The sequence below is a fragment of the Rhodococcus sp. NCIMB 12038 genome (genome assembly GCF_002165735.1).
Taxonomy (GTDB): domain Bacteria; phylum Actinomycetota; class Actinomycetes; order Mycobacteriales; family Mycobacteriaceae; genus Rhodococcus_F.
Map to the genome: position 1 here is coordinate 53,575 of NZ_NHML01000006.1, position 18,968 is coordinate 72,542.

The following is an 18,968-nucleotide window of genomic DNA, read 5'->3' on the forward strand; positions in this document are numbered from 1 at the left end:
GTCACGGCCGGTCGGTGAGCGCGCGCGAGAGCACCGGCCCGATGACGGCGAGGGACTGCGGCTCGATCATGTCGTTGTGCCCGCAGTCCACGGGCTGCTCGTCGATCCGGCCGGTGACGAGCGGCCGCCATTCGCCGGCCGAGTGCGCGCGGGCGGTCCCGTCCCCGTCGCCGGTGGCGTGGAAGACGAGCAGGTCCCCGTCGTAGGCCCGGGGCACGAAGTGGTGCGCGAGCCACCGGGAGTTCTCGTAGCCGGCGGAGATCCGTTCGAGGTCGCGTCCCCGCACACCCGTCTCGGTGCCGAACGACTCGTCGATCAGCCGGGCCGCGTGCTCGTAGGTCATCTCGGCGTCCGGGTCTGCCTCCAGTCCCAGTCCACGCAGGAGGTCCCGGATGTCCAGCCTGCCGGTCGGCGGCTCCTCGCCGCCCACTGGATAGCTGTCCATGACGGCCAGCGTGCCGACCTCCTCGCCCGCGGCCTGCAGTTCGACGGCCATGGCGTGCGCGATGACCCCACCGAGTGACCAGCCGAGCAGATCGTAAGGACCGGTGGGCTGAATCGCCCGCATCTCCTCGATGTAGCGGTGCGCCAGCTGCTCGATCGTCCGGTAGTCGCCGTCCCCGCTGATCGTGGGCAGTTGCAGCCCGTACGCGGGCCGGTCCGGCGGGAGGTACTGCACCAGACCGGCGTACCCCCAGGACAGCCCAATTCCCGGATGCACGCAGAACAGTGGCCTGCCGCTGCCCTGCGCTCGCAGCGGAATCACGACGGCGAGTGCCTCTTCCAGGCCTGTGCTCCGGTGCGGAAGGTCGAGGCGGCCTGCGATCCCCGCCGGGGTGGGGTCGAGGAACATCCACTGCAGCGGAACCCGCCGATCCAGTTCGGCCTGCAGCCTGCTGACGATCCTGGTGGCGAGGAGGGAGTTTCCGCCGAGATCGAAGAAGCTGTCGGCGGTGCCCACCCGGTCCAGCCCGAGAACCGACGCGAAGACGTCCACGACGATGCGTTCGGTGTCCGTGGCCGGGGCCCGGAACGCGGCACCGGTGGAGCCGAACTCGGGGGCAGGCAACGCCTTCCGGTCGAGTTTGCCCACCGGGGTCATCGGTATCCGGTCGAGCACGACCACCGCGGACGGCACCATGTGGGCGGGCAGGCGCTCGGACGCGTAGGTGCGCAGCCCGGCGGGCTCGACGTCCTGTCCGTCCTGAACCCGCACATACGAGGCGAGCACGGTGTCGCCGGACGGGCCGGTGTGACCGACGGTGGCGGCGAAGGCCACGGCGGGGTGTCTGCCGAGCACGGCGTCGATCTCCCCGAGTTCGATGCGGAAGCCACGGACCTTGACCTGGAAGTCGCTGCGGCCCAGATACTCCAGGGTGTGGTCGCTTCTCCAGCGCACCACGTCGCCGGTCCGGTACATCCGGCAGCCGGGCTCCCCGAAGTTGCAGGCCACGAATCGTTCCGAGGTGAGCGCAGGCCGGTTGTGGTACCCGCGCGCCATACCCGGCCCGGCGATGTACAACTCGCCGGGCACCCCGGCAGGCACGGGCTGCAGCCGCTCGTCGAGGACGAGGAACGCGAATCCCAATGCGGGCGAACCGATGTTCACACCGTCGCCGGGGCGCATCGGGGCGCTGACACTCGCCTGGATGGTGGTCTCCGTGGGTCCGTACCCACTGTGCAGGCTCCGGCCCGGCGCCCACCGCGCGACGACCTCCGGCGGGCACGCCTCGCCCACCAGGTCGAGGACGCGGAGCGAATCGAGTCCGTCGTTGTCGAGCGCCGCGAGTGCGGTCGGGGTGATGGTCGCGTGGGTCACCTGCTCGCGGCGGAACAGGTCCGCCAACTCGCTGCCCCCGAGGACGGCGGGCGGCACGATCACGACCTGCGCCGACGCGCTGAACGCCATCATCAGTTCGAACACGGAGGCGTCGAAACTCGGGGACGCCAGTTGCGACACCCGGGACTCGTGGGTGACCTGGAACCGTTCGTGCGTCTCCGCGGTGAAATCGGCCATCCCCCGGTGGGTGACGGTGACGCCCTTCGGTCTTCCGGTCGACCCGGACGTGTAGATGAGATAGGCCGGATGGGCGAGGTGCAACGGACTCGTCCGGTCCTCGTCGGTGACCGGCGCGGGCGATACCGCTGCCACCTGCGCGGCGACCTCCTCGTCGTCGAGCATCAGCCACGGGACGGTGTCCGGCAGGTCGCCGCGGCGACTTCTCACGGTGAGGCCGAGTGCGGCACGGCAGTCGGTGAGCATGTAGTCGATGCGCTCGCGCGGATAGGTGGGGTCGACGGGCACGAACGCCGCACCGGCCTTGGTGATCGACCAGATCGCGACCACCGATTCGATCGAGCGGGGCATTCCGACGGCCACGAACGTCTCCGGTCCCACCTCACGGCCGCGCAGAACCCGCGCCCACCGGTTGGACCACTCGTCGAGTTCGCGGTAGCTGACCTGCCGATCCTCGTAGGACAGGGCCACCGAGTCGGGGTCGAATGCGGCGGCAGCGGTCAGCAGGTCGGGCCACAACTGCGCTCGCACGTCCGGCTCGCCGCGGGCAGGCGCCATCGCCTGCAACTCCGCCTCGTCGAGCAGCGGGAGGTCGCCGACCGGCCGGTCGGGGTTCGCCGTGACGGCGTCGAGGATCCGCACGAACCGGTCGGCGAACCCGCGGACGGTGCCGGCGTCGAAGAGGTCGGTGGCGAAATCGACGGCGCCGCTCATCCCCGCCGGTCCACCGTCCGCGTCGAACTCCTCCGCCAGCAGGAATTCGAGATCCACCTTGACCACGGCGAGCCCGGAGTCGATGCCGCGGACGTCCAGCCCCGGCAGCGTCAGGACGGGCCGCTCGTTGTTCTGGAATTCCAGCGATACCTGGACGAGCGGCGCATACGCCGTCGAGCGGGTCGGCCCGACCGCGTCCACCACCCGCTCGAACGGAACGTCGGCATGGGCGAACGCCCCGAGGTCGACGTCCCGGCAGTGCGCGGCCAGGGCGGTGAACGACGCGGCCGCATCCACCCGGGTGCGGAGCGCAAGCGTGCCCACAAACATGCCGATGAGTCCGTCGAGTGCGGGATCGCCCCGGCCGGCGATCGGGGTGCCGACGGCGACGTCCGCGGTGCCGCCGAGCCGACTGAGCAACACCGCCAGGGCCGCGTGCACGGTCATGAACTCCGTGGAGCCCAGACGTCGCGACAGCTCCCGGATCCGTCGATGCAGGTCGGCGTCGACGGAGAAATGGATGCGCGCACCGCGGAACGACTGCTGGGACGGACGATCCCGGTCGGTGGGCAGTTCCAGCAGGTCGGGGGTGCCCGCCAGCGCGGTCGTCCAGTAGTCGAGCTGCCGCGACAGCAGCGACTCGGGGTCGTCCTCCGAACCGAGCAGTTCCCGCTGCCACAGGGCGTAATCGGCGTACTGCACCGGAAGCGGTGCCCAGTCGGGCGCTCCGCCGGACGCGCGGGCGCCGTACGCCGCCATCACGTCGCGCACCAGCGGGCCCATCGAGAACCCGTCCGCCGAGATGTGGTGTACCACCACGGCGAGGACGTGCTCGGTGGCGCTCAGCGAAAACAGCCCGGCCCGCAGCGGAAGCTCCACGGTGACATCGAAACCCGCGGAGACGAGCCGGGACACCTCGTCCCGCAGGTGCTCTTCCGCGACGGGGACGGGGATCAGCGCGGGCACCGCGCCTGCGGCGGGGAGGATCTGCTGAACCGGCCAGTCCCCGCGGACCGGGAACATCGTGCGCAGCGACTGGTGCCGGACGAGGACGTCGGTGAGGGCCGAGTTCAGCACTCCCACATCGAGATTCCCACTCAGTGTCACCACGATCGGGATGTTGTAGGCGGCCGAGGTGGTGTCGAGCTGGTTGACGAACCACATCCGCTGCTGCGCGAACGACAGCGGAATGTCGTCGGGCCGGATGCGGGCCGCGAGCACCGGACGGCCGGACGGTCCCGCCCCGGACTGCTCGATCCGCGCCGCCAGCGCCGCGACGGTGGGCGCCTCGAACAGGTCCCGCACCCCGCAGTCGGTGCCGAGCAGCGCGCGCAGCCGCGCCGTGACCCGGGTGGCGCTCAGGGAGTTGCCGCCGAGGTCGAAGAAGTCGGCGTCGGCGCCGACCCGCCCCAGCGCGAGTACGTCCGCGAAGACCCCGGCCACCGTCTCCTCGATCGGGCCGGCCGGACTCCGGTAGTGCCCTGCCCCGGACAGCAGGTCGGGCTCCGGCAGCGCCGCGCGGTCCAGCTTGCCGACCGCCGTCAGCGGGATGCGTTCCAGCACCGTGATCGAGGTGGGCACCATGTGTGGCGGCAGACGGTCCGCCAGGTGCCGCGTGAGTTCGGCGGTGTCGAGGGAGGAGCCCGAAGACGGTACGACGTAGGACACCAGCAGGGTGTCGCCGGCGGGACCGCGGTGCGCGAGAGTGGCCGCGAATCCGACGTTCTGCTCCGACATGAGCGTGGCGTCGATCTCGCCGAGTTCGATGCGGAAACCGCGCACCTTGACCTGGAAGTCGGTGCGGCCCACGTACTCGATGCTGTGGTCGGGCGTCCAGCGCACGATGTCGCCGGTGCGGTACATCCGCTCGCCGGGCCGGAACGGGTCGGCGACGAACCGTTCGGCGGTCAGTGCCTGGCGGCGGTGGTAGCCGCGGGCCAGGCCCGCCCCGGCGAGATACAACTCGCCGGCAACACCGGCGGGGACCGGTTGCAGCCGGGTGTCGAGCACCAGTTCCGTGACGCCGCGGATCGGCCCGCCGATGGTGATCCGCTCCCCCGGGACCATCGGTGCGCCGATATTGGACATGATCGTGGTCTCGGTCGGTCCGTACGCGTTGTACAGGCGGCGGCCGGGCGCCCAGCGGGCGACGAGTTCGGGTGGGCACGCCTCGCCCCCGAACACCAGGTCAGTGAGGTGGGTCAGCCCGGCTGGGTCGAGCGACGCCAGCGCGGCGGTGGTGATGAACGCGTGGGTGACGTTCCGGTCGGCCAGCAGCCGCGCGAGTTCGTCGCCGCCGAACACAGTGGGCGGCGCGATCACCATTGTCGCGCCGGCGCCGAACGCCTGGAGATACTCGAACAGCGACCCGTCGAAGCTCGGGGTGGAGAAGTGCAGCGTCCGGGATTGCGGTGTCGCCCCGAAACGTTCGAGTTGGTCGAGGGCGAAGTTGTCGAGACCGCGGTGGGTGACCACCACCCCCTTCGGCAGGCCCGTGGACCCCGACGTGTAGACGGCGTACGCGGCGGTGTCCAGCGTGACCGGTCCGCTCCGGTCGGCGTCGGTCACCGGTGTCGCCGGACGCTCGGCGCACTCGACCGCGAAGCCGGGTTCGTCGAGCAGCAGCCAGTGCGCGTCCCCCGGGAGCCGGTCCCGGTACCCGGTCGTGGTCAGGCCGAGCGTGACTCCGGAATCGACGAGCATGTGGGTGATGCGCTCGTCGGGGTAGTTCGGGTCGATCGGCACGAACGCTGCACCGGTCTTCGCGACCGCCCACACCGACAGCACCGAGTCGAGGGACCGCGGAATCCCGATGGCCACGAACGTCTCCGGGCCCGCCCCGCGCGCGATGAGGGCGCGGGCCAGACGATTCGACTGCTCGTCCAACTCGCCGTAGGTGACGTCGACGTCCTCGAAGGACAGGGCGACCGCGTGCGCGTCGAGCGCGGCGCCCTCCTCGAAAATCTGCGGCAGTGTGCGGGTCGATCCGCCCGGACTGCCGAGGACCGGCACCAGTTCGGCGCGCTCCCGGTCCGTCAGCAGCGACAGTGCGGCCAGCGGCCGGTCCGGACGAGTGCAGGCGTCGAGCACCCGGAGCACCCGACCCGCGACGTCGGCGACGGTGTCCGCGTCGAAGACGTCCGGGAGGTACTCGAACTTCAGGTGCAGCCGCGCGTCGACCGACGCCACCAGGCTGAGTGGGTAGTGGGCGGCGTCCCGCGCGTCCACCCCGGTGACGCGCATGCCGGCGATGTCGGTGTCGGTGGACAGCCCGGCGCGGTCGACGGGGTACGACTCGAACACGGTCAACGTGTCGAACCCGACCTCCGGCCCCGCCGCGCCCTGAATCTCGGACAGGCCCAGGTAATGGTGATCCAGCAGCGCCGCCTGCTCGGCCTGCACCCGCTCCAGCAGTGCGCCGACGGTGTCGCCGGGACGCAGCCTGATCCGCACGGGGAGGGTGTTGATGAACAGGCCGACCATCGTCTCGATGCCCGCCAACTCGGGAGGGCGCCCCGACACGGTGGCACCGAACAGCACGTCGTCGCGGGCGGTCAACGCACCCAGCACGATCCCCCACGACACCTGGAGGAGAGTGTTCACGGTCAGCCCCCGCGAACGCGCGACGTCCCGCAACCGGGCGGTGCGCTCCTCGTCGAGGTCGAACACGAACTCGTCGGACATCGTGGACAACCGGTGACCCCGGTCGGCCACATTCCCCGTCGCTCCGCCGGCCAGCAACGTCGGCCCCTCCACCCCGGCGAGAGCCCGGGCCCACACCTCCCGGGAGGCGTCCTGATCGCGGCGGGTCATCCACGCCAGGTAGTCGCGGTATGCGCGGGCGCGGGGCAGCGGCGACGCGTCCCCGTCGGTCGCGTACAGCGTCAGCAACTCCCGGACCAGCAACGGCATCGACCAGCCATCGAGCAGGATGTGATGGTTCGTCGACACCAGCCGGTATCGGTTCGGCCCGGTCGCGATCAGCATGAACCGGATCAGCGGGGCGCGCGTCATGTCGAACGGCCGGACCCGGTCCTCGGCCAGCAGTCGCGTGACCTCGGACGCCGCGGCCTCCTCGCCCAGAGCCGTCAGGTCGACCTCGCGCCACGGTGCCTCCACGCGTGCCCGGACCACCTGAACGGCGTTGCCCTCGGCGTCCCGGAGGAAGCCGGCGCGCAGGTTGTCGTGCCGGGCCAGCAGTGCATCGGCCGCGCGGCGCAGTCGTCGCGGATCCACGGCGCCGTCGAGTTCGAGGCTCACCTGCACCAGGTAGGCGTCGAGGGAGTCGTCGGCGAGTTCGGCGTGGAAGAGCATGCCGGCCTGCAGCGGCGACAGCGGCCATACGTCCGTCAGGTCGGGGCAACGGCTTTCGAGCGCCTCGATCCCGTCCTGTCGTAGTGCGACGAGATCGAGGTCCGACGGCGTGAATCCGGTGCCGCCCGACTCCGCGTGGGTGCCGAGGGCGGCGAGGGCCTGCAGCCACAGCTGTGTGAGTTCCGCGACCTCCGTGCGGGTGAGGACCTCCGGTGGGTAGGTCCACGTGGAAGTCAGCTGGGGGCCGTCGTCCGAGTCGACGGTCATGGCATTGATGTCGACGACGGCCGCGACCGGGACGGCCGGGTTCTCGCGCAGTCCGGGCTCGTCGACCGGCACCCACCCCTCCGCGGCGCCCGCGGCGGTCCCGCCCATTCTGCCGAGGTAGTTGAAGCTGACCTGAGGCATCGTCAGCGACGAAAGATCCTGCGCTGTTTCGTCGTTCAGGTACCGGAGAAGCCCGAAGCCGATGCCGTGGTCGGGAACGGCGAGGAATTGCTCCTTCACGGACTTGAGTGCGGCCCCCGCTGACGGACCTGCGGCGAACGCGTCGTCGAAGTCGACCCCGCTCAGATCGAGTCGCACGGGGAAGATCGTGGTGAACCAGCCGATGGTGCGTGCGAGATCGGCGCCGGGCACCACCTGCTCTTCCCGGCCGTGGCCTTCGAGCCCCACCAGCGCGCCGGGAAGGTCGACGCCGCGGCGTCGCCGCCATCGCGTCAGCGCCATCGTCAGTGCCGTCAGCAGGGCATCGGCCACGCTGCCGTGGAACGCCCGAGGCACGGTCGTCAGCAACGTCTCGGTCAGCGCGGCGGGCACGCGTACCGTGATGTCCGCGGCGGTGGCGGCAGTGTCCGACGCGGTCAACGGGCGTGACCCCAGCAACGGGTCGGGTGCGTCCAGCATCGCGCGCCACAGGTCGAGTTCGGCGGCGCGCCGGGGCTCACGCGCGGCGTCGGCAAGGCCGTGCGCCCACCGGCGCATCGACGTCCCCGGCCGCTCCAGGATCGGTGCGCTGCCGGACTGCAGTTGCGCGCACGCCGCGGCGAGGTCGGGGATCAGGATCCGCCAGGACACCCCGTCCATCGCCAGGTGATGCACGACGATCAGCACTCGACCCGGGCGTTCGCCCCCGTCGAACCAGACCGCCTGCATCAGCACGCCCGACTCCGGGTCGAGTCGATCGAGAGCGTCGTCGAATTCGGCGCCGACGGCGTCCGCCCGGCCCCGGCGCAGCACGGTCGCCGCCCGCACCGACCCTTCGGCCTGCACCTCCATCGACCAGCCTGGTTGGGCGCTGGACGTGCGGTACAACCGCGCCCGAAAGACATCGTGCCGGTCCAGCACGGCCTGCAGGGCGCGCGTCAGGGTGTCTTCGGTCGTCGCCGCCGGGAGGGTGAACAGCGCGGACTGCGCGTAGCGGCGGAAGTCTCCACCCCTGGCGAGCATCCACCGCACGATCGGCGTCAGCACGATCTCGCCGATCCCACCACCGGGCAGTTCGTCGAGAACCACCGCCTCGTCGTCCGTCCCGGCTGTCGCGGCCAGCCCGGCAACGGTCTTGCGCTCGAACACGTCCCGCGGCGAGATCAGTACCCCGGCGGCCTTCGCGCGGGTGACCAGTTGGATCGACATGATCGAATCGCCGCCGAGCGCGAAGAAGGAGTCGTCGACACCCACCGAGTCCAGACCCAGGACCTCCGCGAACAGGTCGACGAGGAGGCGTTCGGTCTCGGTGACCGGTCTGCGGCCCGCGGTCACCCGCTGCCCGAAGTCCGGTTCGGGCAGCGCTTTCCGATCGAGTTTGCCGTTCACCGTCAGCGGCACTGCGTCGAGCACCACCACCGCGGCCGGCACCATGTGCGACGCCAATCGCTCCGCGGCCGCGTCGGCGATCACGGCCGGATCGATCGCGACGCCGGCCTCCGGCACCACGTACCCCACCAACCGGTCGCCGCGCGCCGTCACCGCCGCCTGCGCCACCCCCTCGCTCGCGAGCAGGGCCGACTCCACCTCCCCGAGTTCGATCCGGTAGCCCTTCACCTGCACCTGGAGGTCGTTGCGGCCGAGGTACTCGAGTTGTCCGTGCGCGTTCCACCTACCCAGATCGCCGGACCGGTACATCCGGGCCCCGGGCACGAACGGGTCGGGAACGAATCGGCCGGACGTGAGGGCGGGCCTGCCGAGGTAGCCGCGCGAGACCTGCGCCCCGGAGACGTACATCTCCCCCACCACTCCCGGCGGCACCGGGTGGAGCCGTCCGTCGAGAACGTACACGTGCAGTCCCGGCAGACCCCGGCCGATCACCGATCCGGACACCTCCTCCACGAGGTCCCGGTCGATCGGCAGGTGGGTGACGTGCACGGTCGTTTCCGTGATGCCGTACATGTTCGCCAGGACCGGCGCGGTGTCGCCCCGCCGGGCATACCAGCGCCGCAGTTGCCCGAAGTCGAGAGCCTCCCCGCCGAAGATCACGTACCGCAGCGACAGCGCGGGGCCGCCGGCGAGGCGATCGGCCTCCGCCAATTGGTAGAAGGCGGTGGGGGTTTGGTTCACGACCGTGACGCGTTCGTCGCGCAGGAGATCGAGGAACATCTCGGGCGAGCGCGCCGTGAAGTAGTCCACGAGAACCAGACGGCCGCCGTGGGCGAGCGCTCCCCACATCTCCCAGACCGAGAAGTCGAATGCGGCGGAATGGAACATGGTCCAGACGTCGGCCGGTCCGAATCCGAACACCGTCTGCGTGTTCGCCATCAGCGTGACGACGTTGCGGTGCGAGACCTGCACACCCTTCGGCTGCCCGGTGGAACCGGAGGTATAGATCACGTAGGCCACCGAGTCCAGGTGCAGCGGAGTACGGCGGTCGTCGTCGGTCACCGGAAGCGGCGACAGGGGCTGTAGTGCAGTCACGGTCGCGGGGTCGTCCACCACGACCACCGGCACCCCGGAACTTCGGAAGATCTCGGCGTCCGCCGCGGTGGTGAGCACACACCCCGGCCGGGCGTCGCCGAGCAGGAAGGCCAGCCGCTCGGCGGGAGAGGCCACATCCACCGGGAGGTACCCGGCGCCCGCCTTCACCACCGCCACCAGCGCCACGACGAGATCGACCGACCGCGTCATCCCCACCGCCACCAGTGTTTCCGCGCCAGCCCCCCGCGTCACCAGCAGTCGGGCGAGCAGGTTGGCCCGCTCGTCGAGTTCCCGGTACGTCACCGACGAGCCCTCGCAGCGCACGGCTACAGCCTCGCCGTCGGACACCACCGCCCGGTCGAACAGATCGACCAGCGACAGCGGTGCAACGTCGGTTCCCGGCCGATGCCCGGAGGTGAGCACGAGTTCGCGTTCGGGCGCGTCCAGGATGTCGACGTCGCCGACGGGTGCGGCCGGGTCGGTGGTCACGGCCCCGATCACCCGCACGAGTCGCTCCGCGAACCTCTGCACCGACGCACGATCGAAGACGTCCGTCGCGTAGCGGACACCGGCGCTGATCCCGGCGGGTACGCCCTGCTCGTCGACCCGCTCCACCAGGCTCAACTGCAGATCGAATTTCGCGACGTCCAGATCGACGTCGAGGGACCGGGCGGTCAGCCCGGGCAGTTCCAGGTGGGTGCGGGTGGCGTTCTGGAATTCGAGCAGCACCTGGAACAGCGGTGAGTGCGCGGTGGACCGCTCGGGTGCGAGTTCGTCGACCAGTCGCTCGAACGGCAGGTCTGCGTGCTCGAACGCACCGAGGTCCACCGACCGCACGCCGGTGAGCACCTCGGTGAACGACGATCCCGCGGGGACCGGGGTGCGGAGTACCAGTGTGTTGACGAACATTCCCACGACATCGTCGAGTGCGGCATGGCCGCGGCCCGCGATCGGGGTCCCGACCACCACGTCTTCCGATCCCGAGACCCTCGTCAGCAGCACGGCCAAGGCCGCGTGCACCGCCATGAACAGCGTCGAATTGCATTGGTGTGCAAGGTCGGCCAGGGTCTTGTGGACGTCCGGTGGGATGTCGAACGGGACGACATCCCCGAGGAGGGACCGCTGCGCGGGCCGTGGCCGGTCCAGGGGTAGCGGCAGCACGTCCGGGATGCCCGACAATGTCCGGGTCCAGTAGCCGAGCAGGCCGGAGATCATCGAATCGGGCTGCGTGTCCGTGCCCAGGGCCTCGCGCTGCCACAGGCTGTAGTCGGCGTACTGCACTGGCAGCGGCGCCCAGCCGGGTGCCTGCTGCTGCACGCGTGCCGTGTAGGCGAGCATCACGTCGCGTGCCAGGGGCGCCATCGAGAAGCCGTCGGCCGCGATGTGGTGCACGACGAGGGCGAGGACGTGCCGCTCGGGGGTGAATCGCAACAGCCGGACGCGAAGCGGAAGGTCCTCGGTGACATCGAATCCGACGCCGAAGAACGCGGCGAGCGAATCCCGGAGCGCACTTTCGGCAACCGGGACCGGTTCGAGGTCGGGAGTGACGAGCGCGGAATCGGCGATCATCTGCCGGGGACCGTCCGCGGAACCGGGGAACACGGTGCGCAGCGATTCGTGTCGCTCCAGGACGTCGCCGAGCGCCGCCCGCAGTGCATCCAGATCGAGCGCCCCGTCCAGTTGCAGCGCGACCGGAATGTTGTAGGCAGGTGAGGACGTGTCGAATTGGTTGACGAACCACATCCGCTGCTGCGCGAGCGACAGCGGAATCCGCTCGGGCCGCGGCCTCGCGGTGAGCGCCGGAGAGACGGAACTCGTCATCATCTCCGAGTCGATCCGGACGGCCAGATCGGCCACCACGGGTGCGTCGAACAGCGCAGCGACACCGAGATTCGTGTCCAGCGCGCTGTTGATGCGCCCCACCGCCCGGGTGGCACTGAGCGAATCCCCGCCGAGGTCGAGGAAGCTGTCGTCGGCGCCGACGCGGTCGATTCCGAGGACGGCGGCGAAGGCGGACGCGACCGCTTCTTCCGCGGGTGTCGTCGGCGCGCGGTATCCGCGGGTGGTCGTGCCGAAGTCGGGTTTCGGCAACGCCTTCCGATCGAGTTTGCCGTTCACCGTCACCGGCAACTCCGGCAACACCACCACCACCGACGGCACCATGAACCCCGGCAACACCACCGCCGCCGACTCCCGCACCGCCCGNTCGTCCACCACCATCCCGGCCGCCGGCACCACATACCCCGCCAGATACTCCCCCGCCGCACCGTCCCCGCGCAGCACCACCACCGCCTGCGCCACCTCCACCCGGCGCAGCAACACCGCCTCGACCTCCCCCAANTCCACCCGCTGACCCCGCACCTTCACCTGAAAATCCGTACGCCCCAGATACTCCAGCTCCCCCGAGGACAACCACCGAACCCGATCCCCCGTCCGATACAACCGAGTACTTTCCCCGAAGGGGTTCGCCACGAACCGATCCGCCGTCAACTCCGCCCGCNCCGCNTACCCCCGCGCCAACTGCACCCCACCGAGATACAACTCCCCCGCCACCCCCACCGGCACCGGCCGCAACCGCCCATCCAGCACGAACGTCTGCGTATTCCACACCGGCGCCCCGATCGGCACCACCACCCGATCCGCATCGGTGACCTCGTGGAACGTCACATCCACCGCAGCCTCCGTCGGACCGTACAAATTGTGGATACGGGCCTCGGGGAGCAGTGCCCGCATCCTCGACGCGGTCTGCGCGGGCAGCGCCTCACCCGAGGCGAACACCCGCTGCAGGCTCGTGCATCGCGCCGCGGCCGGCTCGGCGGAGAAGACCGCCAGCATGGAGGGGACGAAATGCACTGTGGTCACACCGTGTTCGACGATCAGACCGGAAAGGTATGCCGGGTCGCGGTGACCGTCCGGGGCGGCGATCACCAACCGCGCCCCACACAGCAACGGCCAGAACAACTCCCACACCGACACATCGAACGTCACCGGCGTCTTCTGCAACACCACATCATCAGACCCCAACGGATACCGGTCCTGCATCCACAACAACCGATTCACAATCCCCACATGCGGAACCGACACCCCCTTCGGCCGACCCGTCGACCCCGACGTGAACATCACATACCCCGGATGCTCCGGCCGCAGCCGCGACAACCGCTCCCCATCCCCCACCGGACCCCCAGGCAACCCCGACACATCCAGCCGATCCACCACGACCACCCGCACCGACCCCGCGAACACCCCCGCATCCGCCGCCGTCGTCAACACCACCACCGGAGCAGCCGTGTCCACCACATACCCGACCCGCTCCGAAGGCTGATCCGGATCNATCGGCACATACGCCCCACCCGCCACCACCACCGCATACATCCCCACCACCATGTCCACCGACCGCCGCACCGCCACACCCACCGACGACTCCGGACCCACCCCCTCCCCGATCAACCACCGCGCCAACCGATGCACCCGCGCCGCAAACTCCCCATACGACAACACCACACCCTCGAACACCACCGCCGGCGCATCCGGAGACCGCACCACCTGCGCCTCGAACAACTCCACCAACGTCGAACTCGGCACCGCCTGCGACGTCGCATTCCACGACCCGACCACCAACCCCCGCTCACCCGGACCCAGAACCTCCACATCCCCCACCACAGAATCCGCACCCCGCGCGAACGCCCCCAGGACCCGGACGAACCGCTCCCCGAATCCCACCACCGTCGCCCGGTCGAACACGTCGGAGGCAAACGTGAACGATGCGGCGATGCCCGCTGCGGTCCCCGTCGCGTCGTACTGCTCGGTGAGCGTCAACTGCAGGTCGAACTTGGAGACACCGGGTTCGACGTCGACGGTTTCCACCGTCAGTCCGGGCAGGGTCACGTGGACCGGGGCGGTGTTCTGGAACTCCAGCAAGATCTGGAACAGCGGAGAGTACGCGGTCGAGCGGGTCGGTGCGACCGCGTCCACCACGCTCTCGAAGGGCACGTCCGCGTGCCCGAACGCCGCCAGATCCGCCTCCCGCACCCGGGACAGCACGTCGGCGAACGTCGCGGCGGGGTCGACGGCTGTCCGCAGGACCAGGGTGTTGACGAGCATCCCCACGACGTCGTCGAGTGCTTCCTCGCCGCGACCGGCGATCGGCGTCCCGATCGCGACGTCTCCGGTCCCGCTCAGCCGCGCGGTCAGCACCGCGAGCGCCGCGTGCATCACCATGAACATCGTGGAATCGTGTTGCCGCGCGAGGGCGAGAAGCGCCCGGTGGTCGTCCGCGGGCACCGTGAACCGGACGACCCCGCCGCGGAGCGCCCTGTCAGCGGGTCTCGGTCGGTCCAGGGGCAGGTCGATCGCGTCGGGGAGGCCGGACAGCGTCTGCTTCCAGTAGTCCACTTGCGCCGACATCACGCTGCCGGGATCGTCTCCGCTGCCGAGGGCGGCCCTCTGCCAGAGGCTGTAGTCGGCGTACTGCACCGGCAGCGGCCGCCAGTCCGGCAACTGTTGCTGCGCCCGTGCCGAGTACGCGACCATGAGGTCACGAGCGAGCGGTGCCAGCGACGCTCCGTCCGCCGCAATGTGGTGCACCACGAGCATGAGAACGTGGTCGTCCCGGTCGGTCCGGAACAGGGCGCCGCGGACGGGCACGTCGGTGCTCACGTCGAATCCCTGCGCGGTCAACTCGGCCAGTCGGGCGCGCAAGGCCGCCTCGTCCTCGACGGTGCTCGGCTCCAGATCCGGAATCATCTCGCCCAGTGGCAGGATCACCTGATGCGGTCCGTCGACGGACGCCGGGTACACGGTGCGCAGCGATTCGTGTCGTTCGAGGATGTCCCCGACCGCGGCCCGGAGTGCCGCCACGTCGAGGGTTCCTTTGAGGCGCAGCGCCATCGGGATGTTGTAGGCGGGCGAGGAGGTGTCGTACTGGTTGACGAACCACAGCCGCTGCTGGGCAAGTGAGAGCGGGATCCGGTCGGGGCGCTGCTGCGCGACGAGGTCCGGGCGGCCCGAAGGCCTCGCGTGCGCACTCCCGATGCGTTCGGCCAACGCCTCCACGGTCGGCGCCTCGAACAGGGTCCGCACCACGAGTTCGACGCCGAGTGCGGCATTCACACGTGCGACGACCCTCGTCGCGACGAGCGAATTTCCGCCGAGGTCGAAGAAGCTGTCGTCGAGACCGATTCGCTCCACACCGAGGACGTCCGCGAACACCCGCGCGACGGCCTGCTCCTCCGCGGTGGCAGGAGCACGGAATTCGGCGGTGGTGGACAGGAATTCCGGCGCGGGCAATGCGGCTCGATCGAGTTTCCCCACCGGTGTCAGCGGCAACTCGTCCAGTATCACGATCGCCGCAGGCACCATGTACGTCGGCAGTTGCCGTGCGGCGTGGTCCGTCAACTCGGTCACGGTGAGGGGTTGCCCGGCGGCGGGCAGCACGTACGACACGAGCATCGGGTCGCCGGACGGTGCCGTGCGCTGCATCGTCACCGCGGTCCGCACCCGCGGATGGGTGTGGAGGACCGTGTCGATCTCGCCGAGTTCGATGCGGAATCCGCGCACCTTCACCTGGAAATCGCTGCGACCCAGGTACTCCAGTGTGCGGTCGGGTTGCCACCGCACCACGTCCCCGGTGCGGTACATCCGGTCGCCGGGGCCGCCGAACGGGTCGGCCACGAAGCGTTCCGCTGTGAGCGCCGACCTGCCGTGGTACCCGCGGGCGAGGCCGTCGCCGGCGATGTACAACTCCCCGGCCACGCCGGCAGGCACCGGCGCCAGCCGTTCGTCGAGGACGACCTCGCGGAATCCGCGGAGCGGGCCGCCCAGCGTGACGGCGCCGTCCGGGGACAGCGGTGCGCTGATGTTCGACATGACGGTGGCCTCGGTGGGCCCGTATGCATTCGACAGTCGGCGGCCGGGCGCCCACCGCTGCACCAGTTCCGGGGGACATGCTTCGCCACCGAACACGACGTCCTGGAAGTCGGAGAGTCCGTGCGGCTCGATGGTGCCGAGCGCCGCGGTGGTGACGAATCCGTGAGTGACGTTCTCCGACTGCAGGAACCGGGACAGTTCCTCCCCGCCGTAGATCGTGGGCGGCACGATCACCATGGTCGCCGCGGCGGCGAACACGTGCAGGTACTCCGAGACGGACGCGTCGAAACTCGGTGTGGAGAAATGCAGAATCCGGGAGGACTGGGACGCGCCGGATCGGGTGAGTTGCTCGGCCGCGAAGTTGTCCAGGCCGCTGTGGGTGACCACGACCCCCTTGGGTCTGCCGGTCGAACCGGACGTGTAGATCACGTACGCCGGATTCTCCGGGCGGAGCGGCCGAACCCGGTCGGCGTCGGTGACGGCGGACAAAGACCGACTCGCACAGTGTGACCGGAACGCGTCGTCGTCGAGCACCAGCCACGGCACCGATCCGGGGAGCCGGGACCGCACGGCCGCCACGGTCACACCCAGTGCGGCACCCGAGTCGTCGAGCATGTGCTCGATCCGCTCGGCCGGGTAGTTCGGGTCGGCGGGCAGGAACACGGCCCCGGCCTTTGCGACCGCCAGCATCGACAGCACCGACTCGATCGAGCGGGTCATGCCCAGTGCCACGACGTTCTCCGGCCCGATGCCGCGCTCGATCAGGACATGGGCCAGCTGGTTGGAGCGCTCGTCCAATTCCCGGTACGTCAGGTCGATTCCGAGATACGAGAGCGCGATACCGGTGGGGTTGGCTTCGGCTGCCGCCGAGAACAATTCGGGTAGCGTGCGCCCCGGCTGTCCGGGGGCGCCGGGTACCGGGACGAGGGTGGCGCGTTCGGCGTCGGACAGGATGCAGATGTCGCCGACGACGCGATCGGGGTCGCCGGTGACCGCCTCCAGGATTCGGCGGAATCGTTCGCCGAGTCGACGAACCGTGCCGGGGTCGAACAGGTCGGTGGCGAACCCGAGGGTCACGGTGATGCCGGCCGGGATGCCGTCGGCGTCGACGGTCTCCGCCGCGGTGACCCGGAGGTCGAATCGTTCGATCCCGGGGGTTCCGGCCGCGTCGCCGCAGTCGAACAGCACCTGGACGATCGGTGAGAACGCGGGCGAATCGCGGACCGCGAGCGCCCGGACCACCTGCTCGAACGGGGCGTCGCGGTGCTCGAACGCCTCCCGGTCGACGTCGCGAACGTGACGGAGGTGCTGCGTGAAGGTCGCGTCCGGTTCGGCGCGGGTCCGGAGCACGACGAGGTTCTGCCCCCGGTCCACTGTGGCCGTCGTTCCGACCGCGACCTCCGGGGCGCCGGAGAGCCGGCTCAGCAGCACTGCCGCGGCCGCGTGCAGCACGCTGAACGTGGTGGTGTCGTGTTCGTCGGCCAGCGCCCGCACTCCGCGGTGAGTCTGGGCCCCGATCGGGACGTCGACGCGGTCGGTGTTCCCGGACTGCGCGGGCGGCCGGGCCCGATCGGACGGCAAGTGCAGCACCTCGGGCATCCCCGACAGCCGATCGGTCCAGTACGCGAGGTGATGCGCCTCGCGGCGTCGCCGCTCACCTTCGCGGGCGGTCGCCTCGTGAACGGTCGCGAGCCGGGCGTGCGGATCCGCCGGGACGAACTCTTCCAGCAGTTCGACGAAGTGCCGGTGGTGCCGTCGCAGCGCCGCATCCTCGTACCGATTCGGGTTGGCCCGGAAATCGACGAAGATCTCCGCAGGCGTCCCACTCGGGTACACGTTGACCAGGAGGTCTTCCACCGGGCCCGACGTGACGATGTGGTACTCGCCGACGATGGGTCCGAGCACCACGTCCTGGTGGAACAGCATGACGTTGACCATGGGTCCGTGCAGTTCCGCGACACCGCCCGCGCCGACGTCACGGCGGATGTCCTCGACGCTGCACCGCTGATGACGCAACGCGCCCATCAGCTCTCGCCTGACCTGCGACACGAGGTCCGCGACCGCCCCGCCCTCGTCGACGGTGATCGCCAGCGGTGCGACGCTGACCGTCATGCCGCCGGAATTGCGCAGCAGCGACGTGGTCCGGCCGGACATCGGAACGTTCACGAGTACTTCGGTTTTCGCGGTGGCACGCGACAGGTAGCAGGCGAAGGCGGCGATGATCGTGACGGCCGCCGCGGCGGTGGCCTGGCTGTCGGAACTCTGGATGCCGGACGCGGCCGCCTCGGACAGCAGCGCGCTCTCGACCTTGCTCCTGGCGAGCGCAGGTGCGGGCGCGTCGGCCAGAGTCGACCCGCCGATTCCCTCGACTCGCTTCGCCCAGTACTCCCGATCGGCCACGAAACGATCGGACGCCCGGTAGAGGGCGTCGACGTCGTACAGTGCGCGCAGCGTCGCGGCCCGGCTCGGATCCGGTTCACGACCGGCGACCGCGGCCGAATACCGGTGCGCGATGCGGTTGATCAGCGTCATGGCACCGTAGCCGTCGAGCGCGACGTGGTGAATGCGGCTGTACCACAGGTAATGCGCCTCGCCCACGCACAGGATCGACGTCTCGAACAGCCGATCGGCTTCGAGGTCGAGCGGGGCCTGGTAGTCCCGGTCCATCCATTCGTGCGCGGCGGTGACCGGGTCGTCGTCGCCGCGAAAGTCGACGAACTCGATGGACGTGTCGGTGGTGGGGTCCACGTACTGCATCGGCGTGCCGTCGACCTCGACGACCCTGAGGAACGGCGACTGGAACTCGCGGGCCACCGCGATGGTCTCGCGTCGCAACAGATCGATGTCGAGGTCGCCGCGCAACTCCACGTAGTGCGCTACCGAGATCGGCACCGCCGGGTCGAGTTGCTGCGCGAACCACGTGGCACGCTGCGCCGCGGACAGCGGGAATGCGTCCGCGTCCGAATTCTGTGTAGCCGGCTTCCGCGTGGCGGTCTTCCGCGTGTCTGGGGGCTTCACGGTGGTTCCTCCCCGTAAGGTATCCCCGACCGTTGACGTCGTGAGTGCGTCCGGATCCTGACTCGCGAATGCGGGAGGCGGTAGTTCTTCGCCGTCCCCCAGATCGATCGTTCGCCGTCCACAGGGCGCA

General features: G+C 70.0%; 1 protein-coding gene. It reads right to left on the reverse strand.

Annotated elements, in window-relative coordinates; translation table 11 throughout:
• Position 1: 1 nt before the first annotated feature.
• A complete protein-coding gene (locus tag CA951_RS10700) occupies positions 2-18,838 on the reverse strand; it encodes a non-ribosomal peptide synthetase (protein ID WP_087556826.1) in 18,837 nt (6,278 codons plus the stop codon).
• Between the last annotated feature and the right edge of the window lie 130 nt (positions 18,839-18,968).